The following is a 21,526-nucleotide window of genomic DNA, read 5'->3' as shown; positions in this document are numbered from 1 at the left end:
CCACCTCACATGAATACGTATGGGTTTACGTCGATACTCAATTGATACTCTTTTTTACTGATCGCCTTCGCGCGTGCCTGTTGCAACGCGGCGAGGACCGGATATAGCGCCTCAGGATGTTTCGTTTTGATGAACAACTGATAGCGGAACAAGTTCTTTAGTTTAGACAACGGTGCCGGCATCGGTCCATTCAGCCGTGACTGGGCCACATGCGCCTCGACGAAATCAGAGGCGAACAGCTCGGCCTCGGCTTGGGCGACGAGCGGACTTTCGGCCGCGAACGTGACGAGCGTGACGTACCAATACGGTGGATGGTTGCCGACTTGGCGCAACTGCATCTCACGAGCGAAAAAGGATTCATAGTCGTGCTCGCTCGCCGTCTCGATGACGTAATGGTCGGGATTGTACGTCTGCACGTATGCCTCACCTGGTAGACTTCCTCGACCGGCCCGGCCCGCGACTTGGGTGACGAGCTGGAACGTGCGCTCGGTCGCCCGGAAATCGGGCATGCCGAGTGTCGCATCCGCCGCGAGCACCCCGACGAGCGTGACGTTCGGGAAGTCGAGTCCTTTGGCGATCATTTGGGTGCCGAGCAAAATGTCGGCCTCTCCATCCTCGAAGCGTTTCAACAGTTGCTCGTGCGACCCTTTTCGGGACGTCGTGTCTTGGTCCATCCGGATGATCCGCGCCTCGGGGATGCGGTTCAACAGCTCGGTCTCGATCTTTTGCGTGCCGGTGCCGAACTGTTTGATTTTCTTGCTGTCACATGTCGGACATTTTGATGGCATCCCAATCTCATAGCCACAGTAGTGGCATTTGAGCCGGTCACCATGTTGGTGATACGTCAAGTTGACGGCGCAGTGCGGACAAGTGAGTCCTTCCCCGCAGTCGCGGCACATGACGAACGTCGTGAAGCCACGACGGTTGAGCAAGATGACACACTGTTCTTTTTTGGCGATGCGGTCGTTGATAGCGACAAATAAATCTTCTGAGAACATCGTCGTGTTGCCTTTGGCGAGTTCACGTCGCATATCGATAATATGGACCGGCGGCATCTCGCCCCCGTACCGCTCACTCAATTGCAGATAGCGATAGACACCTTTTTGAGCGCGGGCGTAAGACTCGAGTGACGGGGTCGCACTACCAAGGACGACCGGGCAACCGTGGTAACGGGCCCGCCAAATCGCAACGTCACGCGCATGATAGCGCGGGTTCTCTTCTTGCTTGTACGTCGTCTCATGCTCTTCATCTAAGATGAGCAGGCCGATGTTCTCAAGCGGGGCGAAGATGGCCGAGCGTGCCCCGACGACGACATCGACTTCACGCCGCTTGATCTTCCGCCATTCATCATATTTTTCCCCTTGCGACAAAGCGCTATGAAGCACAGCGACCCGGTCGCCGAAACGGCGCTTGAACCGTTTCACCATCATCGGCGTGAGCGAAATCTCCGGCACGAGCAAAATCGCCTGTTTGCCTTCATCGACGACTTGACCGATCGCTTCGAGATAGACTTCTGTCTTCCCGCTGCCAGTGACCCCATGCAGGAGCAACGTCTCCCCGGCTTCCGCGTCACGGATGGCATGAACGGCCGTCGCTTGACTCTCGTTCAATTGGACCGTCTCAACGACCTGTTCGATCGTGGCATACGGGTCGCGATTCAGTTCGACCTCGGTCACTTTGACGGCACCGAGCGACTCCATTTTTTGCAGTTGGGCGCGCGATAGCCCGATTTGACGTAACAACGACCAATACATGCGCGGTACGTCCTTTAGCAACTCAATCGCTTCTTGTTGTTTCTTCGCACGGGCCGGGATGACAGTCGCATCGATGAGTTCGATGACGAGGTCCGTCTTGACCGTGCGTTTCTCTTTTAACACCGGCGCGAGCAAGATGTCCCCTTTTTTGGCGAGCGCCAAGATGATGGACTGCGTCTCTTTCGGGTACTCGGAAAGATGGGTACCGGTCCGGACGCCGTCCGGTAGCGTCTCGCCTTTAATCTCTTTGTCGTAGCTCACTTTCAGCGCCGCCGGCAGCATCGCGAGAAGCGCCGACGACCGGAAGCAGAGCGTCGTCTCTTTCACGTGTGTCGATAAGTCGAGCAACTCGTCCGTCAGAGATGATTCTTCATCTAATAGGGCTTCAAGTGGCTTCAAGCCTTCACGCGTCCCTTCCGAGACACCCGTCACGATCCCGAGCAGGCGTCGTGAGCCGAACGGGACCGAGACGCGCATGCCCGGCTCGATCAATGTCTCGAACTGGGACGGGACCTCATAATCGAACGGACGGTCGATCGTGATGACCGGGGCGTCGACGTGGACGTGGGCGATCATCGTAAATCTTCCTTAAAGTGGGTGAGCAACTCGACGGCGAGCTCGCGTTTGCTTTGACGAGGCAAGCGGACATGCGCCCCGTCCGCGCGGAACAACATGACCTCGTTGTCGTCAGAGCGGAAGCCGATATCCGGCTGCGACACATCATTCGCGACGAGGTAGTCGACCCGCTTACGGGCGATTTTATCGCGTGCATGTTGCTCGAGGTTCTCCGTCTCGGCCGCAAAACCGACGAGGAGCTGATGCGTCTTCTTCTCACCGAGTGTCTTCAAGATATCGGTCGTCTCTTCAAGCTCGATCGTCAACGGCCCGTGTACTTTTTTGTGTTTCTCGGTGTGGACCGTCTTCGGACGATAGTCGGCGACGGCTGCCGATTTGATGACGAGATCTTGGTCATCGAAGCGTGCGAGCACCGTCTCGAGCATATCTTTCCCGGATTCGACGGCGATGGCGGTCACACCGTCCGGTACGGGTACTTGCAGCGGACCATGGACGAGCGTGACAAAGGCACCCATATCGCGGGCCGCCTCGGCGAGCGCGACGCCCATCTTGCCTGACGAGTCGTTCGATAAGAAACGGACCGGGTCGATGCGTTCGACCGTCGGCCCCGCCGTGATCAATACTTGCTTCCCGAGCAGATGTTTCGGGACGAACTGGCTCTCGATAATCCGGACGAGGTCTTCCGGTTCCGGCAGACGTCCCCCGCCGACCCAGCCGCAGGCGAGGTTGCCGACACCGGGCTCGATGATTTGATAACCGAACGTTTTGAGCGTTTCGATATTGCGGCGTGTGGCCGGATGTTCGAGCATATTGACGTTCATCGCCGGTGAGACGATGACCGGGCATTTCGCCGCTAAAATCGAGGTCGTGATGAAGTCGTCGGCAATACCGGCCGCGAGTTTCGCGATCATGTTCGCCGTGGCAGGTGCGACGACGATCAAATCACTCGTGTCGACGACGTCGATGTGGGCGATTTTGGTCGGGTCGTGTTCCTCGAACACGTCGGTGTATACCGGATTGCGGCTGAGCGCCTGAAACGTCGCTTTCCCGACGAACTCCTGGGCTGAGGCGGTCATCGCCACGCGCACGTTCGCACCGGCCTGGACGAGTTTCGAAGTGAGCGCGCACGCCTTATACGCCGCGATCCCGCCGCTCACACAAAGCAAGATATTCCGATCGTTCAACATTCACATTTCTCCCCCTTATAGACAATGAGACCCAAGTCGCATCCGACTTGGGTCACAATTCATCCGTTGTTTTTTTCGTTCGTGATGATTGTCGTGTCACCCGAGAATATTTCTTCTAGCGCTTGACCGACCGGCTTATACGATTTTGGCACGACGATTTTCGCTGCTTTTCCGTCCTGGATTTGGCGGGCCCGCTTCGCGGCCACCGTCACGATCGTGTATTTCGACGGGATGATACGTTGTAAGGCATCAATCGAAGGGTATAACATTAAATGACCTCCATCATGGCTTTTTTATAGAGAGATGCGACACGTTCACGTTTACAATGTTCGGCCGTCACGATCGCTTTGATACGATCAATCGCTTTGTCCACTTCATCATTCGTAACGACGTAATCGTATGCATCCATCAATTCAATTTCTTCCCGGGCGACGAGCAAGCGTTGCTTGATCACATCTTCCGATTCCGTACCTCGACCGACTAAGCGGTTGCGTAGTTCTTGCAAGCTTGGCGGAGCCAAGAATAAAAAGACCGCTTCCGGGAAACGCTCTTTCACTTGGAAAGCACCTTGGACTTCAATCTCAAGGATAACGTCTCTTCCGCTCTCGAGTGTCTCACGAACCCATTCGACCGGTGTCCCATAATAGTTGCCGACAAATTCAGCGTGTTCGAGCAATTGATCGTGCTCGATCATGTCTTCAAATTGTTCTCTCGTCTTAAAGAAGTAATGCACGCCTTCCACTTCCCCTTCACGCGGTTTCCGGGTCGTCGCCGAGACCGAATATTGAAGGTTGTTGTCCTCTTCCTCACGGAGCACGCGGCACACTGTCCCTTTACCGACGCCACTCGGGCCAGACAAGACGATTAATAATCCTCGTTCTTTAAAATTCACTGCAAGACCTCCATCTTCTAACATCACATTTAATTATAATAGCAGTCAATCAATTGTTCCGGCAAGAAGAAGTTCGGATTTCCTACTTCATCGTACCATATTTTCCATGAATCTGATAACGTAGAGACAGAAAAAGAACAAAGGTGATGAGACTAGTGGCATATGATGGATTAATGACATATCGTGTTGTAACAGAATTACAAGCTCTTGTCGGAGGGCGAATCAATCGCGTGCACCAACCGTATTCCCTCGACTTGATGATTCAAGTCCGATCGAACCGCCAAAGCGTCCAATTGCTCGTTTCGGCCAACGCGATGTACGCGCGGCTCCAATTAACGGATAATCCGACCAAGAACCCGCAAGAACCCCCGATGTTTTGCATGATGCTCCGCAAACATATCGAAGGTGGCTTCATCACGGCGGTCGAACAAATCGGACGTGACCGTGTCATCGTCTTGTCGATTCGTTCACGAAACGAGCTCGGCGACGAAGAAAACAAGAAAGTGTATATCGAATTGATGGGACGGCACTCGAACGTCGTGTTGACGAACGAGGACGGCAAAATTTTGGACGCGATCAAGCACTTGCCACCGTCACAGAACACGTACCGGACGATCATGCCGGGCAGCGATTACTTATTGCCGCCGGCCCAAGACAAGTGCGACTCGTTGACAGAACGTGAGGCCGGCTTGAAGCGAATCGATTGGAATGCCGGAAAACTTGATAAACAACTTGTCGCCAGTTTCGCAGGTCTGAGCCCGCAGATTGCACAAGAAATCGTCCATCGGGCCAAACTCCCGAACCGGGCGAGCATCGAAGAGGCGTTCATCGGTGTGATGGCCGACCTCGAAGGACCGTTCGTTTTCCAACAGCTCGCTTCCGGAAAAGAACGTTTCAGTCCGATCGTGCTCACGTCAGGAGAGATTACCGCCGAAGAACGCTACGAGACGAGCAAAGACGTCCTCGACCGCTTCTTCTATGAAAAAGCGAACCGGGACCGCGTCAAACAACAGGCGCATGATGTCGAACGTTTGCTCAAGTCCGAGCTCGAGAAGAACATCTTGAAGCGGAAGCGTCTGCTCGACGACTTGAAGGCGACGGAACGGTCCGATGAGCTCCAAAAATACGGTGAACTGTTGACGACGTACTTGTTCCAACTTGAGAAAGGCATGACCGTCGCTCACGTCGTCGACTACTACGACGAAGAAGGCGGTATGATCGACATTCCGCTCAATCCGCTCAAGACGCCAAACGAAAACGCACAAGCCTACTATAAGAAATACAACAAGTTGAAAGTCGCCAAAATCGAAGTGCAAAAGCAAATCGAATTGAACGACGCCGAGATTCACTATTTAGAGACGCTCGTCGCCCAACTCGATGTCGCCTCGCCGGCCGATATCGTCGAGATTCGGGAAGAGTTGGCCGAAGGCGGCTATATGAAACAACGAAGCCAAAAGAAAAAGCAGACGAAAAAAGTCACGCTCGAAGCGTATACGTCGTCGACGGGGACAGAGTTCTTCGTCGGGAAGAACAATACGCAAAACGATCATTTGACGTTCAAGTTCGCCCGCCGCGACGAGATTTGGCTCCACGTGAAAGATATTCCCGGTTCACACGTCATCATCCGTTCGAGCGAGCCCGACGAGACGACGCTGCTCGAAGCCGCGACAGTCGCCGCCTACTTCTCGAAGGCCCGTGCCTCGAGCGGTGTGCCGGTCGATTACACGAAAGCGCGCTACGTGAAAAAGCCGAGCGGCGCCAAACCTGGATTCGTGATCTATACGGACCAGCAGACGGTGTACGTCACGCCGGATGAGCGACTCGTCAAATCACTCCAGCAGTAAGTACAGGCCACGTCACATGACGTGGTCTTGTTTGTGACTTGCATAGAAATCGATGCTTACTATCGCCTTCGCCGGCACCCTCCGTTCCTGGGGCGATGCGGATGCCTCCGCAGTGCGTACCGCACTTTACGGGGTCATCCTTGCATCGCTCTCCCCTAGGAGTTCGGGTGCCGGCCCGGACATCGGTTGGTCCTGCTTCTTTTTGGTTTTCCTCTAATACGTAAAGATGAAAGATTACTTGTCCGTGGCGCCGGAGACTCCTACAGGATAGCAATCCGACGGAGACCCAGCAGCGACGCTAGTCGCGATGCGGCTCCGGGATTGCCTGTGGAAAGCGAAGGCGCCTAAAGGACGAGCTCTCAATCAATCATGAAGCAAGGCCCCGTCGCCAAAACGGGGCCTTGCTTCATTTCGGATTATGTTTGAACGCTTCGAGCTGTTCATGATAGTCGAGCAAGTGCCCGTGTAAGATTTCAGAAACAGATAAATCCTCGTGCGGCAACGTGAACAGCGAATACGGCTTGTCACACGTGTAGAGGATGTCGTGATGATGCGCAAGGAGAAATAAAAACTCGGATTCGAACGCCCGGCGCTCTTCCTCACCCATCAACAATAGTGCCTCGCGGTGTTCGGCGAGACTCTCGAGCAGCAAGACGAGCTTGTCCTCAAGGTGAATCAATAGACGATACTGTTTGATCGTCAAATGCTTCAATGTCACGTTCGTCACTTTCATGTCTTCTTGGAGCATCATGTGCAGCTCCTGATGCCCGAGGATGCGGGCCCGCGTCTCGAGCAATTCTGATGGGGATCCGACAAGTTCACGCCAATGGTGAAACATGTAGGCCGATGTCTTTCGAATCTCATTGAGCAACCGATCTTCATAACGAGGCGGCAGGAACGCATAGTTCACTCCGAGTGAGACGAAAACACCGACGGCCGTCAAAAGCGAACGGGTCCACGCATAATGGAAGAAGTCGGTCGTCGGGTTCTCGAGCATGAGCACGATTGCGAACGCCGCGTACGTCGACATGTGTGTCTTATCGAACGTCGTGTTGAGCGTGAGCGCCACGATGACGGCGAGCCCGATCGAGATCGGGTTGACTCCGAACGCGTAGACGATCAAGAGACCGCACATGAGCCCGACAATCGTCCCGAAGATTCGACTGAAGACGATATTTGATGACCGTTTCACGGTCGGTTGCATCGCGACGACGGCCGCGATGGCCCCCATGCCTGAATAGATGCCAAACACGTACCACGACAAGGAAATCGTGATGGCGACGGCAATCCCCGTCTTTAATGTCCGGAGTCCGACTTTAGGGATGTAACGTTTGTTGATCATTTAAGTTCGACCTTTCCTGTCTCGGAAATGAGTTCGATATTCGGTCGGTTCGAGTTCGACAGATGATACACGCCGCCCCCGATTTCCTTGAACCGCTCGGATGCTGTCACGTTGCCGGACGTGGTGACGTTCACTTGTCCGGTCGCATTGCGCGGCTCGTAGGCGAGCGTCCCAGCCTCGGTCTGAACCGTCAAGCTTTGATTGACGACGATGTCACCCACGGCCGCATTCCGATAGGAGCGGATATTTCCCGTGACGACCCGGACGGTCTCTAGTGTCGCATCACTCCGCGTCTCGACACGAAGTCGATCACTTTCGAGTTTCTTTACATTGACTGCGTTCGCCTCCAAGATGATCGTCTTGGCGATCAATCCTTGTCCCGTCACTTGCTCGGCCTCGACATCGATTGACGTCATCGAGCTCGGCAAGGCGACGCGAATTTTATAGCGGGACGGCTCATCGCTCGCCCGGCTGCCGAATTGACTCAGCTGGCCATACCGCTCGACGACCGAGATTGTGTCGCCGACCGACTTGACTTTGATGCGACGCTCTTTCGAGTTCGTCTGCAACACGTCAATCTGAACCTTCTCATTCGTGCTCCGAACAAATTCGACGTTGCCATGCGCTGTCTCGAGCCGAAGCCTCTTCATCTGGTATCGGTCCTCGTACGTGTCCCCGAGTGCCAACACATGGCTGAATAAGAATAAATTCAAGAAAAAAATGAGGGGCAAGACGGTGAGGACGAGTCCGAACGCGATTTTACGATGTTTCGGGATCGCTTGAAAGCGAGCTTTCAAGGACTTTCCCTTCATTCTAGAATACGCCATACACATCTCCTTTATTAACTGCTTTCCCTATTCTAACACGTTCAGTATGCCATGTTACCAATTGAAAAAGAATCCGCCCGGAGGTGGATTCTTAGAAAGGTAGATTACGATGTGACACGAGCGCTCCAACCTGTCGGATCATTCCGCCAGTCACGTAAAGTAGCAGCCTCTTCTTTACTGATGATGCGCTTCTTGACGGCGACGTCGAGCACATCCAACAGTGTGATCAGCGCGTGCGCAGTGAAACCGGAGTCCAACAAATTGATGTGAAGACGGCTCAGACTGTAGGAAAAGATCGCTTGAATCTTGATCACTTCCCCGCCCGCTTTCTGGATCGCTTTGGCGGCCTCGATGCTCGATGAACCGGTCGACAACAAATCTTCAATCACGACGACACGAGCGCCAGGCTCGAACCGACCTTCGATTTGATTCCCTTTCCCATGTCCTTTCGCACTCGAACGGACGTAGACGAGCGGCAAGCCGAGCCGGTCGGCGACAAGCGTCGCATGAGGAATTCCCGCTGTCGCTGTCCCGGCGATGACATCGGCGTTGAGCGGACGGATCGCTTCGACGAGCGCATCGATGATGAGATTGCGGACATCAGGATAGCTGAGCGTCAAACGGTTGTCACAATAAATCGGACTCTTCATCCCGCTCGACCATGTATACGGGTTCTCGGGAGAAAGGGTCACGGCCTCGATCTGTAATAAAGCTTCAGCGATTTGTCTCATAAGTTCGACTCCATTCCTGTAAGTAGTATTCATATGCGGCGTTCGGGTCTTCGGCCCGGGTGATCGGCCGGCCGACGACGATGGCCGACACGCCGGCCTCACGCGCCGCTTTTGGTGTGGCGGTCCGGACTTGATCGTCTACTGTCTCGTTCATCCGGATACCCGGCGTCACGGTCAAAAACGATGAGCCGAGCGCTTGGTGAATCGCGCGGGCCTCATGCACGGACGCGACGACCCCGTCGAGTCCGGCCCGATCGGCCATGGCTGCCTGGCGAAGGACGGCCTGCTCCAGACCGCCTTTGATGTTTAATTCTTCAGAAAGCATCCGTTCATCGGTCGACGTCAACTGGGTGACCCCAATCAATTTCGTCGTATCGGTCACATCACGTAAGCCGTCTAAGGCGTAGCGCATCATCGTCTCGCCGCCGAGTGTATGGACGTTCGTCAACTCGACGCCGAGGCGGCCGATTTGACGGAGCGTCCGCCGTGCCGTCTCCGGGATGTCGTGGACTTTGATGTCTAAAAAGACGGGGTATCCATTGTCGACGAGTTGCTCGACAAAACGCCCCCCTTCCCGATAGAACAGCTCCATCCCGACTTTGACGGCTGGTTTCTGATTGATTCGTTCCAATAGACGGAACGCGTCGGCGCCCGTCTCGACATCAAGCGCGAGATACAGTCTGTTCATAAGCTTTCCCCCTGATGTCTAAAATGTGATCAATGCCAAGTTCGTCAAGTCGTCCCGGCAACGCTTCGATGATTTCTTGACAGACGTACGGGTTCTCAAAATTGGCCGTTCCGACCGCGACCGCTGAGGCACCTGCGTAGATAAACTCTAATACGTCGTCCACCGTCCGCACGCCGCCCATCCCGATAATCGGGATATCGACGGCCTGAGCGACTTCATACACCATCCGAATGGCGACCGGTTTGACGGCAGGGCCAGACAAGCCCCCGATTCGATTGGCGAGAATCGGTTGTCCGGTCGTGACGTCGATGCGCATCCCGACGAGCGTATTGATCATCGTGATCCCGTCGGCACCGGCCGCTTCGACCGCCTTGGCCATCGCCGTGATCGATGTGACGTTCGGTGACAGTTTGACGTAAACCGGTTTCGTTGACGCCGCTTTGACAAGCCGGGTCAATTCGGCCGCCATCTCAGGATCGGTCCCGAACTGCATCCCGCCGCACTTCACGTTCGGACATGAAATGTTCAGCTCGAGCGCTTTAATGGTCGGGTCGGCACTCATCTGGCGGGCGACGTGAATATACTCTTCTGGCGTCGAGCCGGCCACGTTGGCGATGATCTCGGTATCAAATCCCGACAGGAACGGAAGCTTGTCTTCGATGATGGCGTCGACACCTGGGTTTTGAAGGCCGATGGCGTTCAGCATTCCTTGTGCCGTCTCAGCGACACGGGGCGTGCCGTTGCCGAATCGCGACTCGCCTGTCGCCGCCTTAATCATAATACCGCCTAATATCGATAAGTCATAGAGTTTGGCGAACTCTTCACCGAATCCGAAACAGCCTGACGCCGGCATGATCGGATTTTTCAACTGTAAGCCTGGCAAATCGACGTGTAATCTCATAGCGTCACCTCTTCCGCACGAAATACCGGTCCGTCACTGCACACTTTGACGTAACCGCCTGGCGCTTCGCACACGCAAGCGAAACAAGCTCCAATGCCACACCCCATCCGATTCTCGATTGAGATATATCGCTCTTCGATATGTGATGCGGCGACTGCCTTCAACATCGGTTCCGGTCCACAGCTGAACAACACATCGGCCTCGACCCGCGCGAGCGGGCCGGTCACAAATCCCATTTCCCCATACGTTCCGTCGACCGTCGTGATGATCGTCTCCCCCAGTTCACGGAACGCGTCTTCATAAAAAATGCTCGTTTTCGTATCAAACCCGAGAATCGCCACCGTCTCAATCCCGCGTGCGGCGAGCAGACGCCGCGTGTAGTAGAGCGGTGGCACCCCGATGCCCCCACCGACGAGGACGACACGCTTGCCTGTTTGCTCGAGCGGGAAACCGTTGCCGAGCGGTCCGAGGACGTCCAAGACGTCTCCCGTCCGACGAGCGGCCAAATCTGCCGTCCCGCTGCCGATGACTTTATACAGGAACGTGACGACGTTGCCTTCGACGTTCGCGACCGAGAGCGGCCGGCGCAACAGCTCTGACGTCTTCACGTGGAAGAACGTGCCCGGCGCGACTTCTTGCGGTGCGATTTCGACTTTCATCTCCATCGTCGCTGTCGCGATCAATCGGTTCGATAAAATGGTCGCGAGTTGTCTCATACGGTCACCCCGAATGTCTTGAACTCCGGCAAACTCGTTGTTTGGAACGACAGGCTCTCGATGACTTGGAGCAGCGCCTTAACCGTATCGAGCGACGTCAGACAGAGCACGCCTTGCTCGGCCGCGGCCCGACGGATGATGAACCCGTCTTTCGTCGCGAGGGCGTCACGCGTCGTCGTGTTCAAGACGATGTCGACTTCTCCTCGTTCGATGACGCTCAGCATCGTCTCACCAGACTCATTGATCTTCCCGACCGGATGGACCGGTAGGCCGTCTGCTGAGAGCGCCTGCGCCGTACCGGACGTGGCCATCAGGCGGAATCCGAGTCGATTGAAACGGCGGGCGATGTCGAGCGCCTCTTCCTTGTCTTGGTCGGCGACCGTCAATAGGACGTTCCCTTTCAAGGCGATCGTCATGCCGGCGGCGACGAGCCCTTTATACAGTGCTTTTTCGAGCGTACGGTCTGTCGCCATGACTTCACCGGTCGATTTCATTTCCGGCCCGAGCGACGGATCGACTTCTTTTAATTTCGCGAAACTGAACACTGGCACTTTGACCGAAATCGCGTCCGCTTCTGGATGCAGGCCGGTCCCTAACCCTAAGTCTTTCAGACTCGTCCCGAGAATCGTCTGCGTGGCGATGCGCGCAATCGGCAGGCCCGTCACTTTCGAGATGAATGGGACGGTCCGGCTCGCCCGCGGGTTGACCTCGATGACATATAAGTCGTCCGCGTAGACGAACTGGATATTGAGCAACCCTTTGATTCGGAACGCCTTGGCGAGTTTGATCGTGTAATCGACGACTTTTTCTTTCAATGCCTCACTCAATCGTTGCGGCGGATACACGGCGATCGAGTCGCCCGAGTGGACCCCGGCCCGTTCGATATGTTCCATGATGCCCGGGATATAGACGTCGGTCCCGTCACAGATGGCATCGACTTCAATCTCGATGCCCGTCAAGTAGCGGTCGATGAGGACGGGACGGTCTTTCGAGGCGACGACGGCGTGGCGCATATACCGTTCGAGCTCCGAGCGCTCATAGACGATTTCCATCGCCCGGCCTCCGAGCACATATGACGGGCGGACGAGTACCGGATAACCGAGCATATCGGCACAAGCGACGGCCTCTTCGACCGTGACCGCCGTCTTGCCCGGCGGTTGGGCGAGTCGTTCGGCCGAGAGCGTCGCTTCGAACGCTTTCCGGTCTTCGGCGCGGTCGATATCTTCAAGCGACGTCCCTAAAATTTGGACCCCTTCCGCTTCGAGCGAGGCCGCCAAGTTGATCGCCGTCTGGCCGCCGAACTGGACGATGACGCCGAGCGGCTGTTCGTTGCGGATGACCTCGAGCACGTCTTCGGTCGTGAGCGGTTCGAAGTAGAGCCGGTCCGAGATTGAGAAGTCGGTCGACACCGTCTCCGGGTTATTGTTGATGATGATCGCTTCGTAGCCTGCGTCACGGATCGTCTGAATCGAGTGGACGGTCGCGTAGTCGAATTCGACACCTTGCCCGATCCGGATCGGTCCCGAACCGAGGACGAGAATCGATGGTTTGTCCGTCTTCACGGCCTCGTTCTCGACTTCGTACGTCCCGTAAAAGTATGGTGTCTCCGAAGCGAACTCGGCCGCACACGTGTCGACCATCTTATACACCGGGCGGATGCCCCAGTCGTTCCGAAGCGATGTCACCGTCTCCACAGTCTCATTCGTGATTCGGGCGATCATCTTATCGCTGAAGCCGAGACGTTTCGTCTCGATGAGGCGTTCTTTCGAAAGCGGCTCATGCTGAAGCGTCTCTTCTTGTTGCCAAATCCGAGCGAGTTTCGATAAGAAGAAACGATCGATTTTTGTCAGCTCATGCAACTGTTCTGTCGAGTAGCCGCGGCGGAGCGCCTCATAGAGCATCCACAACCGCTCATCCGTCGGTGTCGTCAGTTCGCGGTCGAGCTCCGCGGTGCTTAGTTGCGCGAGGCGTGGCACGGCCAAGTCTTCTGTCCCGAGTTCGAGCGAACGGACGGCCTTCAAGAGTGCTTCTTCCAAGTTACGGCCGATCGCCATCACTTCCCCGGTCGCTTTCATCTGCGTGCCGAGGCGACGATCAGCCGTCTCGAACTTATCGAAGGCGAAGCGCGGGATTTTGGCGACGACATAGTCGAGCGCCGGTTCGAACGAGGCGTAACTCGTCTCCGTCACTGGGTTCTTCAGTTCTGACAACTTGTATCCGACCGCCACTTTCGCAGCCAGCTTGGCGATCGGGTACCCCGTCGCTTTCGAGGCGAGCGCCGAACTGCGCGAGACACGCGGATTGACCTCGATGACGTAATACGTGAAGCTGTCCGGGTCGAGGGCGAATTGGATGTTACATCCGCCTTCGATGCCGAGGGCGCGGATGATGTCGAGTGAGACGCTTCGAAGCATCTGATAGTCGCGGTCAGACAGTGTTTGTGTCGGTGCGAAGACGATCGAGTCGCCCGTATGGACCCCGACCGGATCAAAGTTTTCCATCGCACAGACGATGATTGCCTGGTCGCTCGAATCGCGCATCACTTCATACTCGACTTCTTTCATGCCAGCGATCGATTTTTCGAGCAACACTTGTGTCACCGGGCTCGCTTTCAGCCCCGATTCGACGAACTGCTCAAATTCATTCCGGTCATGGGCGATCCCGCCACCGGTTCCTCCGAGTGTGTACGCCGGACGGATGATGATCGGGTAGCCGATTCGTTCCGCAAAGCCCCAAGCCGACTCGAGTGACTGCACGATCTCGCTTTCCGGGACCCCGTGCCCGAGTTTATACATGAGGTCGCGGAACTGTTCCCGGTCCTCAGCCTGTTCGATGGCCGATAATTTCGTCCCGAGCAATTCGACGCCGCAATCTTCAAGCACGCCGCGGCGGTCGAGTTCCATCGCCAAGTTGAGGCCGGTCTGGCCGCCGAGTGTGGCGAGGAGCGCGTCCGGACGTTCTTGACGGATGATCCGCTCGACGAACTCCGGTTCGAGCGGTTCGATGTAGACGCGGTCCGCCGTCGTCGGGTCGGTCATGATCGTGGCCGGGTTCGAGTTGACGAGGATGACCTCGTATCCTTCTTCTTTCAAGGCAAGACACGCCTGGGTACCAGCATAGTCAAATTCTGCCGCCTGTCCGATGACGATCGGGCCGGATCCGATTACAAGGATTTTCTGAATATCTGGTCGTTTTGGCATGTCACATTCCTACTTTCTGTTTGTTTTCTTGGACGATCTGCATGAAGCGGTCAAATAAGTCGTTGGCGTCATATGGACCCGGTGCCGCTTCCGGATGGTATTGGACCGAGAACGTCGGATGATGCAAGTGCTTCACCCCTTCGACCGTGCCATCGTTGACGGCGCGATGCGTGACGACGAGTCCGGTCGTCGCGAGTGATGCCTCATCGACCGCGTAGCCGTGGTTTTGGGATGTGATCGTCACCGCGCCGGTCTCAAGTTCGAGCACCGGATGGTTGGCGCCGCGATGGCCGAACGGGAGTTTGAACGTATTGGCCCCGCTCGCGAGTGCGATCAACTGATGGCCGAGACAAATTCCGAAAATCGGCAACACCGGCATGAGGCGCTCGATGAGCGGCAACGCCGTCGGGACGTCTTTCGGGTCCCCCGGTCCGTTCGACAGCATGACGCCATCCGGTTCATAGCGCATCACTTCGTCGGCCGTCACGTCGTGCGGCAAGACGACGACTTCACAGTCGCGCTTCACGAGTTCACGCATGATGCCGAGTTTCGCACCGAAGTCGATGAGGGCGATACGCGGCCCGCGGCCCGTGCTGACATACGCCCGCTTTGTCGAGACGCGCTCGACTTGATCAGTCGGAAGAAGGACGTCAAAGCGATCCTGGACCGATGCCCACGTCGATTCCCCATCGACCATGACGCCGCGCATGACGCCACGTGAGCGGAGATGACGCGTCAACATCCGCGTGTCGACCCCTGCTAGACCTGGGATATTGAAGCGGAGAAGCGTATCGCTGAGCGTTGCGGTCGAGCGGAAGTTCGAAGGCAAGTCGCACACTTCTTTCACGATGAGTCCTTTCGCCATCGGTACGGTCGTCTCAAAATCTTCCCGGTTGACGCCGTAGTTGCCGATCAACGGGTTCGTCAGCACGATGAGCTGGTCGCAGTACGATGGGTCCGACAACATCTCCTGATACCCGGTCATCCCGGTCTGAAAGACGACTTCCCCGATCGTCTCGACGTCTGCGCCGAATGCTGTTCCTACAAATGAAGTGCCGTCCTCAAGCCATAATGTTCGTTTCATCGAATCTCCCCTTATATACGATTTTTCCAGCCGCGATCGTCATGACCGGCCAGCCTACCAGTTTCATCCCCGCGAACGGTGTGTTTTTTCCTTTCGAGCGGAATGTCGTCGGATCGACCCCTTGCTCCGTCTCCGTATCGATGAGGGCAAAGTCTGCCGCCCGTCCGACTTCAATCACACCGTACGGTAACCCGAACACGTCGCTCGGACGTTTCGTCATCCAGTCGATGAGCGCCGCTTCTTCCATCTGACCCGTCTTGACGAACGTCGTGTACAAGAGCGGGAACGCTGTCTCGAATCCGGTGATGCCGAACGGGGCCCGTTCCATGCCGGCCGCTTTTTCTTCGGCCGTGTGCGGGGCGTGGTCCGTCGCAATCATATCGATCGTCCCGTCGAACAAGCCTTCAAGGAGCGCCTCACGGTCGTCACGGCTCCGGAGCGGCGGATTCATTTTAAAGTTCGGGTCGAGGCCCGGGATATCGTCTTCACAGAGGACGAGGTGATGCGGTGTCACTTCGGCCGTCACCCGGATGCCGGCTCGTTTGGCGTCGCGTATGACGCGCACCGACTGTCGTGACGAGACGTGGCAGACGTGATAGTGACAGCCCGTCTCTTCGGCAATCAAGACGTCACGGGCGATATGGATGCTTTCGGCGAGGCTCGGGATGCCTTTGATGCCGTGTTCTTCACTGAACCGGCCTTCATGGACCGAACCGGCCTTGAGCGTATTGTCCTCGCAGTGGGCGACGACCGCCTTATCGAGACGTTTCGCTTCCCGCATCGCCTCACGCATCATCGCCGCCGATTGGACGCCAACGCCGTCATCGGTGAACGCGAACGCATCTGCGAGCGAAGCCATGTCGACTTGTTCGGTGCCGAGCTGTCGTTTCGTGATGGCGGCGTATGGAAGGACGCGTACGCTTGCGTCTTGCTCGATTTTAGCCAGGAGCTGGTCCATCGTCGCCCGGTCGTCCGGGACGGGACGTGTGTTCGGCATGGCGCAGATTGTGGTGAACCCGCCGGCCGCAGCCGCCTCGGTCCCCGTTTTGATCGTCTCTTTCTTCTCCCCGCCCGGCTCGCGCAAATGAACGTGGACATCGACGAGCCCCGGAATGAGGAGCTTCCCTGTCGCATCGATCACTTCATGTCCTTCGGTCGTGCCGTCATAGTCGATCGAGCGGATTTCGCCGTCCTCGATCAATAGATTCGTCGTCCGTTTCGTGTTCCCGTCATACCAAGTTGCGTGTTGAAGTATCATAATTGTCCCCCTAATGCTCGATTTAAAATGGCCATCCGGGCGTAAACGCCGTTCGTCATCTGTGGAAAGATCCTCGACTTCGGATGTTCAATCAAACTGCCGGCGATTTCGACGTCACGGTTGACCGGTGCCGGATGCATGATGATCGCTTGCCCTTTCATTCGGTCGACGCGTTCGGGCGTCAACCCGTAGCGCGCATGATAATCTTCCTTCGAGAAGATGTCGCCCATGATGTGGCGTTCGTGCTGGACGCGGAGCAGCATGACGACGTCACAGTCCGCTAACACATCGTCGAGGTCCCGATGTTCGAGCCCCATCGATTCGTCCCACCAAGAGGCGGGGCTGCAGCCGACGACGTTCGCCCCCAGGCGTTTCAATACGCTTGCGTTCGAACGTGCGACGCGGCTATGGACGAGGTCGCCGCAGATGGCGATGTTCAACCCTTCGAACGTCTTGAACTCTTCAAAGATCGTGACGAGGTCTAACAGTGACTGCGAGGGGTGCTCCCCGCTCCCGTCACCGCCGTTCAACACCGGGATGTTCAACTTTTCAACGAGTTCATGGTAATAGCCCGACTCCGGATGGCGGATGACGAGGGCATCGACCCCGATTGCCTCGAGTGTCTTGCACGTGTCGTACAGCGTCTCGCCTTTCGTCACCGATGACGTCGCCACGTCGAACGGAATCTCTTGTACTTTCAAGTGCCGTTCGGCCATTTGAAACGAATTTTTCGTTCGCGTCGAGTTTTCAAAGAACAAGTTCGCGACCGTCTTGCCGTCGAACAAGGGTGGCATGTCCCCTTGTTTGTAGCGTAGCGACTCCTCGATCAATCCCATGATCTCGTCGAGCGAGAGCGTATCCAGACTGACAAAATGCTTCGGTTGTTGTTTGATTAAGTTCATGTTCGTCTCCTCCTTTTGTGTGAAGGCAAAGAGAAAAGGCGTCTCTTCACCTACGTGAAGGGACGCCTTCATTTGGGTAGACTACACCCAAATAAACGAGCCTTCACTTTGCCGACCTCACGGGATCGAATTAAAAGTTACTTGCTTGTCGTGTATCTTCAGTTGTTTCGGAAGCAGCTTCGTCGACCGCTTCTTCTTTTGGCAAGAAGGCGTTCAAGAGAATCCCGACGACTGTGGCGAGTGCCATCCCTTGAACCGGGAAGCTTCCAAGTTGGACCATGGCCCCACCAAGTCCGATGACGAGGATGACCGAGGCGATGATGAGATTGCGTTTCTCAGCGAGGTCGACGTTGCTTTCGACCATCGTCCGCAGACCGTTCGAAGCGATGACTCCGAACAAGAGGATCGAGATGCCGCCTTTGACCGGGTTCGGGATCGTCGAGATGAACGCTTCGACGTGACCAAGGAAACCAAAGCTGATAGCCATGAGCGCTGCTCCGGCGATGACGTAGACACTGTACACTTTCGTGATGGCCATGACCCCGTTGTTCTCACCGTAAGTCGTACATGGTGGACCACCGAGCGCCGAGGCGACCGCTTTCCCGACCCCGTCGCCGAGGAGTGTCCGATGGAGACCTGGATCTTTCATCGTTTCGCGTCCGATGATTTTTGACGTGACCATTTGGTCGCCGATATGTTCCGTCATCGTGACGAGCGCGACCGGGACGATGGCGAGCAGTGCTCCGACTTGCCACATCGGCATGTAGTCGACGAACACCATCGTGAAGTCAGGCAGTTGGAACAAGCTCGCTTGACCGAGCGCCGAGTAGTCGATGATGCCGAACAGGGCGGCGATGATGTAACCACCGATGATACCGAACAAGATCGGTACGGCGCCCCATACTCCTTTGAGCGTTGTCATAGCGAACATCGTGATGCCGAGCGTGAGAAGCGCGACGGTGATGAACGTTCCATTGTAGGCACCGTCTTTATTCATCGACATGTCGATGGCGACCGGCGCGAGCGATAAGCCGATGACCATGATAACAGGACCGACGACGACTGGCGGCAAGAGGCGCAGCAACCAGTTCACACCTGTCTTATAGATGATGAGCGAGACGACACCGTAAACCGATCCGGCGATGATGCCACCGAACAAGGCGGCTTCGACACCCCATTGCTGGCTGACGGCGATGATCGGGGCGATGTAGGCGAAACTTGACCCGAGATAGGTCGGGACTTTGAAGCGGGTAATCGCTAGGAATGAGAGCGTGGCCACACCGGAAGCGACGAGGGCGACGGACGTGCTTAGGCCCGTCAAAATCGGGACTAGAATCGTCGCTCCGAACATGGCGAAGACGTGCTGCAGGCTGAAGAGCAGCCATTGCGGTAAGTGAGCGGGACGCTCGTGGATGTTGAGGATGGGTTTCATATGTGGTTCTCCTTCCTGGCCTCTCTGGACCACCTTAAAGGTTTTGGATTATTGCTGTTTGATAAACACTTCGTCGGTCGTGTCGACTTCACTGAGTCGGACGACGACTTGTTCTGACTTCGAGGTCGGGACGTTCTTGCCGACGAAGTCTGGGCGAATCGGTAGCTCGCGGTGTCCCCGGTCGATCAAGACAGCGAGCTGGATGTAATCCGGGCGACCGTGGTCGACGAGTGCGTCCATGGCGGCTCGCACCGTCCGGCCCGTGTAGAGGACATCGTCAATCAAGACGACCGTCTTGCCGTTGATGTCGTGTGGCAGTTCAGTCGCTTTCACTTCCGGGTCGAGTGACTTCTTAGACAGGTCATCCCGGTACAGCGTGATATCTAAGTTACCGAGCGCGATCGGTTTGCCTTCGATTTCTTCGATGCGGCGGGCGAGTCGGTCGGCGAGCGTCTCGCCTCGGGTTTTAATCCCGACGAGCACGACGTTGTCCGTTCCTTTGTTGCGCTCGATGATCTCGTGAGCGATTCGGGTAAGTGCACGGCGGATGGCCGCTTCATCCAATATGGTAGAACGTTTCAAACGTTTCCCCCCTCTCTCAAATTATACAAAAAGAAGACTTCCTCATCCGGCTGGAAAAGGAAGTCTTCATATGTGAGGGCAGACCTCTGCCTCAAATAATCGACGTGTCGTGGCAGCAGCCACAATCCTTTCACAGCCTCTCTGGACTGGGTTTAAAGGTGTTATGCTTCCTAGACTATAAATCGGAATCGGTTGAAAGTCAACGCGTTTTCTCGATTTTGTCCAATTTTGCAAGTTCCGCTTCGAAGTCGGCCGGGAGCGGCGCCTCGAATTCGAGCCATTCGTCCGTGCGTGGATGGAAGAAACCGAGCGTCGCCGCATGGAGAGCTTGTCCGTTCAATTGAATCGTGCGGCGCGGACCATATTTCGGGTCACCAGCGAGCGGATGGCCGATATAACGCATATGAACACGGATTTGGTGCGTCCGTCCCGTCTCGAGCTTACACTCGACGAGTGTGAAGTCTTTATACCGCTCGAGCAGACGGAAGTGCGTGATTGCTTCTTTCGCGTTCTTGTCCGTCACTGTCATCCGCTGACGGTCGTTCGTGTCACGCCCGATTGGCGCCTCGATCGTCCCGAGCTCATGGGCAACTTCGCCGTGGACGAGAGCGATATATTCACGCTTGATTTTACGATCCTTCAACTGGCTCGCAAGCGATTCGTGGGCCACATCGTTTTTCGCGACCATGAGGAGACCGGTCGTGTCTTTATCGATGCGGTGGACGATGCCTGGTCGTTTGACACCGTTAATACCTGACAAATCGTCACAGTGATAGAGGAGTGCGTTGACGAGCGTGCCTGACGTATGACCAGCCGCCGGATGGACGACCATGCCGCGTGCCTTGTTGACGACGATGACATCCTCGTCCTCATAAACGACGTCGAGCTTGATATTCTCTGGCAACACCTCGAGTTCGACGGCCTCCGGGACCGTCACGACGATTTCGTCGCCTTCTTGCAGTTTATAGTTCGGCTTGACGACCTGGCCGTTGACGAGGAGGTCCCCCGCCTTGATCCAGTCTTGGATTTGCGAACGTGACCAGTCACTTTGTTCGCTCATCCATTTGTCGATACGTGCCTTTTCTTCGGCGACAAATGTGTAAGTTTCCATTACGATTGTCCCCTTTCTTTGTTTAATTTTTCTTCGAACAAGACACCGATGATCATGAAGATGACCCCGAACGTGAGCGCCATATCGGCGACGTTAAAGATTGGGAAGTTGTAGCCGAACGGATACGTGTCGACGAAATCGACGACTTCACCACGGAACAGACGGTCGATGAAGTTCCCGATCGCACCGGCGAGCAGTAACCCGACGCTATAACCGAGCAAATCAAACCCGTTCACTTCTTTATGCAAGAAATAAATCAAGCCGACGACGACGACCGCAGTGACGATGAAGAAGAACACCATCTGCCCTTCGAGCATGCCCCAGGCCGCGCCTTTATTGCGGTAAGACGTCAAGTAGAGCAATTCTGGGATGAGCTCGATTGACTGCCCGATCGTCATCGTCTGGACGACAATCCATTTCGTTACTTGGTCGAGCAAGATGAGGAAAAGTGCTAATCCGTAATAACGTTTCATCAGATTCTCCTTTCAAGTCATAAGAA

At 55.8% G+C, this 21,526-nt stretch carries 19 protein-coding genes; 1 reads left to right on the top strand and 18 read right to left on the bottom strand.

Annotated elements, in window-relative coordinates; all coding sequences use genetic code 11:
- Window positions 1-5: 5 nt before the first annotated feature.
- The 4 genes from priA to gmk are packed head-to-tail and all read right to left on the bottom strand — an operon-like array spanning window position 6 to window position 4,433.
- Entirely contained in the window at window positions 6-2,330 is a 2,325-nt protein-coding gene (gene priA, locus KNP02_RS05055) for a primosomal protein N' (protein ID WP_138859635.1), read from the bottom strand.
- A complete protein-coding gene (coaBC, locus tag KNP02_RS05050; RefSeq protein ID WP_214707423.1) occupies window positions 2,327-3,517 on the bottom strand; it encodes a bifunctional phosphopantothenoylcysteine decarboxylase/phosphopantothenate--cysteine ligase CoaBC in 1,191 nt (396 codons plus the stop codon). The genes priA and coaBC overlap by 4 nt, the downstream gene beginning before the upstream one ends.
- Before the next feature lie 59 nt (window positions 3,518-3,576).
- Entirely contained in the window at window positions 3,577-3,786 is a 210-nt protein-coding gene (gene rpoZ, locus KNP02_RS05045; protein ID WP_138859637.1) for a DNA-directed RNA polymerase subunit omega, read from the bottom strand.
- Window positions 3,786-4,433: a guanylate kinase gene (gmk, locus tag KNP02_RS05040; protein ID WP_052090097.1), complete on the bottom strand. Its 648-nt coding sequence runs from the start codon at window positions 4,431-4,433 to the stop codon at window positions 3,786-3,788. Before gmk ends, rpoZ begins: the two co-directional genes overlap by 1 nt.
- Before the next feature lie 131 nt (window positions 4,434-4,564).
- Here gmk and KNP02_RS05035 point away from each other — a divergent pair, with 131 nt between their 5' ends.
- On the top strand, window positions 4,565-6,253 hold the full coding sequence (locus KNP02_RS05035) for an Rqc2 family fibronectin-binding protein (RefSeq protein WP_214707421.1): 1,689 nt from the start codon (window positions 4,565-4,567) through the stop codon (window positions 6,251-6,253).
- A gap of 406 nt (window positions 6,254-6,659) precedes the next feature.
- On the opposite strand, the gene KNP02_RS05030 is transcribed toward KNP02_RS05035, so the two are convergent.
- The 14 genes from KNP02_RS05030 to lspA all read right to left on the bottom strand — a co-directional run bounded on the left by KNP02_RS05030 (window position 6,660) and on the right by lspA (window position 21,500).
- Window positions 6,660-7,595: an FUSC family protein gene (locus tag KNP02_RS05030; protein WP_214707419.1), complete on the bottom strand. Its 936-nt coding sequence runs from the start codon at window positions 7,593-7,595 to the stop codon at window positions 6,660-6,662.
- Complete coding sequence (locus KNP02_RS05025) at window positions 7,592-8,392, bottom strand: hypothetical protein (protein ID WP_240731238.1); 801 nt, start codon at window positions 8,390-8,392, stop codon at window positions 7,592-7,594. Before KNP02_RS05025 ends, KNP02_RS05030 begins: the two co-directional genes overlap by 4 nt.
- Before the next feature lie 134 nt (window positions 8,393-8,526).
- Entirely contained in the window at window positions 8,527-9,153 is a 627-nt protein-coding gene (gene pyrE, locus KNP02_RS05020; RefSeq protein WP_034777114.1) for an orotate phosphoribosyltransferase, read from the bottom strand.
- The gene (gene pyrF / locus KNP02_RS05015; protein WP_138859642.1) at window positions 9,137-9,841 is read right to left on the bottom strand and encodes an orotidine-5'-phosphate decarboxylase; all 705 of its coding nucleotides are present in this window, start codon (window positions 9,839-9,841) and stop codon (window positions 9,137-9,139) included. Before pyrF ends, pyrE begins: the two co-directional genes overlap by 17 nt.
- On the bottom strand, window positions 9,816-10,742 hold the full coding sequence (locus KNP02_RS05010) for a dihydroorotate dehydrogenase (RefSeq protein ID WP_034777110.1): 927 nt from the start codon (window positions 10,740-10,742) through the stop codon (window positions 9,816-9,818). The genes pyrF and KNP02_RS05010 overlap by 26 nt, the downstream gene beginning before the upstream one ends.
- Complete coding sequence (locus KNP02_RS05005; protein ID WP_034777108.1) at window positions 10,739-11,458, bottom strand: dihydroorotate dehydrogenase electron transfer subunit; 720 nt, start codon at window positions 11,456-11,458, stop codon at window positions 10,739-10,741. The genes KNP02_RS05010 and KNP02_RS05005 overlap by 4 nt, the downstream gene beginning before the upstream one ends.
- On the bottom strand, window positions 11,455-14,658 hold the full coding sequence (carB, locus tag KNP02_RS05000) for a carbamoyl-phosphate synthase large subunit (RefSeq protein ID WP_214707416.1): 3,204 nt from the start codon (window positions 14,656-14,658) through the stop codon (window positions 11,455-11,457). The genes KNP02_RS05005 and carB overlap by 4 nt, the downstream gene beginning before the upstream one ends.
- Before the next feature lies 1 nt (window position 14,659).
- Window positions 14,660-15,742, bottom strand: a complete 1,083-nt coding sequence (locus tag KNP02_RS04995; RefSeq protein ID WP_128122749.1) for a carbamoyl phosphate synthase small subunit — start codon at window positions 15,740-15,742, stop codon at window positions 14,660-14,662.
- Window positions 15,720-17,000 carry a dihydroorotase gene (locus KNP02_RS04990; protein WP_214707414.1) on the bottom strand — a complete coding sequence of 427 codons (1,281 nt, stop codon included), beginning with the start codon at window positions 16,998-17,000 and terminating at the stop codon, window positions 15,720-15,722. Before KNP02_RS04990 ends, KNP02_RS04995 begins: the two co-directional genes overlap by 23 nt.
- The gene (locus KNP02_RS04985) at window positions 16,997-17,902 is read right to left on the bottom strand and encodes an aspartate carbamoyltransferase catalytic subunit (RefSeq protein WP_214707412.1); all 906 of its coding nucleotides are present in this window, start codon (window positions 17,900-17,902) and stop codon (window positions 16,997-16,999) included. Before KNP02_RS04985 ends, KNP02_RS04990 begins: the two co-directional genes overlap by 4 nt.
- 130 nt (window positions 17,903-18,032) lie before the next feature.
- Entirely contained in the window at window positions 18,033-19,334 is a 1,302-nt protein-coding gene (locus KNP02_RS04980; RefSeq protein ID WP_214707410.1) for a uracil-xanthine permease family protein, read from the bottom strand.
- 48 nt (window positions 19,335-19,382) lie between these two features.
- Window positions 19,383-19,916: a bifunctional pyr operon transcriptional regulator/uracil phosphoribosyltransferase PyrR gene (pyrR, locus tag KNP02_RS04975; protein WP_034777096.1), complete on the bottom strand. Its 534-nt coding sequence runs from the start codon at window positions 19,914-19,916 to the stop codon at window positions 19,383-19,385.
- Between the two features lie 199 nt (window positions 19,917-20,115).
- Window positions 20,116-21,027 carry an RluA family pseudouridine synthase gene (locus KNP02_RS04970; RefSeq protein ID WP_034777094.1) on the bottom strand — a complete coding sequence of 304 codons (912 nt, stop codon included), beginning with the start codon at window positions 21,025-21,027 and terminating at the stop codon, window positions 20,116-20,118.
- Window positions 21,027-21,500: a signal peptidase II gene (gene lspA, locus KNP02_RS04965; protein WP_034777092.1), complete on the bottom strand. Its 474-nt coding sequence runs from the start codon at window positions 21,498-21,500 to the stop codon at window positions 21,027-21,029. The genes KNP02_RS04970 and lspA overlap by 1 nt, the downstream gene beginning before the upstream one ends.
- Between the last annotated feature and the right edge of the window lie 26 nt (window positions 21,501-21,526).

This window comes from Exiguobacterium sp. s40, assembly GCF_018617905.1.
Classification (GTDB): Bacteria; Bacillota; Bacilli; order Exiguobacteriales; family Exiguobacteriaceae; genus Exiguobacterium; species Exiguobacterium mexicanum_A.
This window is presented reverse-complemented; position numbering and strand designations above follow the sequence as displayed.

What these genes read in the sequence shown, in the direction of transcription:
- priA (WP_138859635.1), bottom strand. Translation starts at nt 2,330, where the DNA reads ATGATCGCCCACGTCCACGTCGACGCCCCGGTCATCACGATCGACCGT.
- coaBC (WP_214707423.1), bottom strand. Translation starts at nt 3,517, where the DNA reads ATGTTGAACGATCGGAATATCTTGCTTTGTGTGAGCGGCGGGATCGCG.
- rpoZ (WP_138859637.1), bottom strand. Translation starts at nt 3,786, where the DNA reads ATGTTATACCCTTCGATTGATGCCTTACAACGTATCATCCCGTCGAAA.
- gmk (WP_052090097.1), bottom strand. Translation starts at nt 4,433, where the DNA reads ATGTTAGAAGATGGAGGTCTTGCAGTGAATTTTAAAGAACGAGGATTA.
- KNP02_RS05030 (WP_214707419.1), bottom strand. Translation starts at nt 7,595, where the DNA reads ATGATCAACAAACGTTACATCCCTAAAGTCGGACTCCGGACATTAAAG.
- pyrE (WP_034777114.1), bottom strand. Translation starts at nt 9,153, where the DNA reads ATGAGACAAATCGCTGAAGCTTTATTACAGATCGAGGCCGTGACCCTT.
- pyrF (WP_138859642.1), bottom strand. Translation starts at nt 9,841, where the DNA reads ATGAACAGACTGTATCTCGCGCTTGATGTCGAGACGGGCGCCGACGCG.
- KNP02_RS05010 (WP_034777110.1), bottom strand. Translation starts at nt 10,742, where the DNA reads ATGAGATTACACGTCGATTTGCCAGGCTTACAGTTGAAAAATCCGATC.
- KNP02_RS05005 (WP_034777108.1), bottom strand. Translation starts at nt 11,458, where the DNA reads ATGAGACAACTCGCGACCATTTTATCGAACCGATTGATCGCGACAGCG.
- carB (WP_214707416.1), bottom strand. Translation starts at nt 14,658, where the DNA reads ATGCCAAAACGACCAGATATTCAGAAAATCCTTGTAATCGGATCCGGC.
- KNP02_RS04995 (WP_128122749.1), bottom strand. Translation starts at nt 15,742, where the DNA reads ATGAAACGAACATTATGGCTTGAGGACGGCACTTCATTTGTAGGAACA.
- KNP02_RS04990 (WP_214707414.1), bottom strand. Translation starts at nt 17,000, where the DNA reads ATGATACTTCAACACGCAACTTGGTATGACGGGAACACGAAACGGACG.
- KNP02_RS04985 (WP_214707412.1), bottom strand. Translation starts at nt 17,902, where the DNA reads ATGAACTTAATCAAACAACAACCGAAGCATTTTGTCAGTCTGGATACG.
- KNP02_RS04980 (WP_214707410.1), bottom strand. Translation starts at nt 19,334, where the DNA reads ATGAAACCCATCCTCAACATCCACGAGCGTCCCGCTCACTTACCGCAA.
- KNP02_RS04970 (WP_034777094.1), bottom strand. Translation starts at nt 21,027, where the DNA reads ATGGAAACTTACACATTTGTCGCCGAAGAAAAGGCACGTATCGACAAA.
- lspA (WP_034777092.1), bottom strand. Translation starts at nt 21,500, where the DNA reads ATGAAACGTTATTACGGATTAGCACTTTTCCTCATCTTGCTCGACCAA.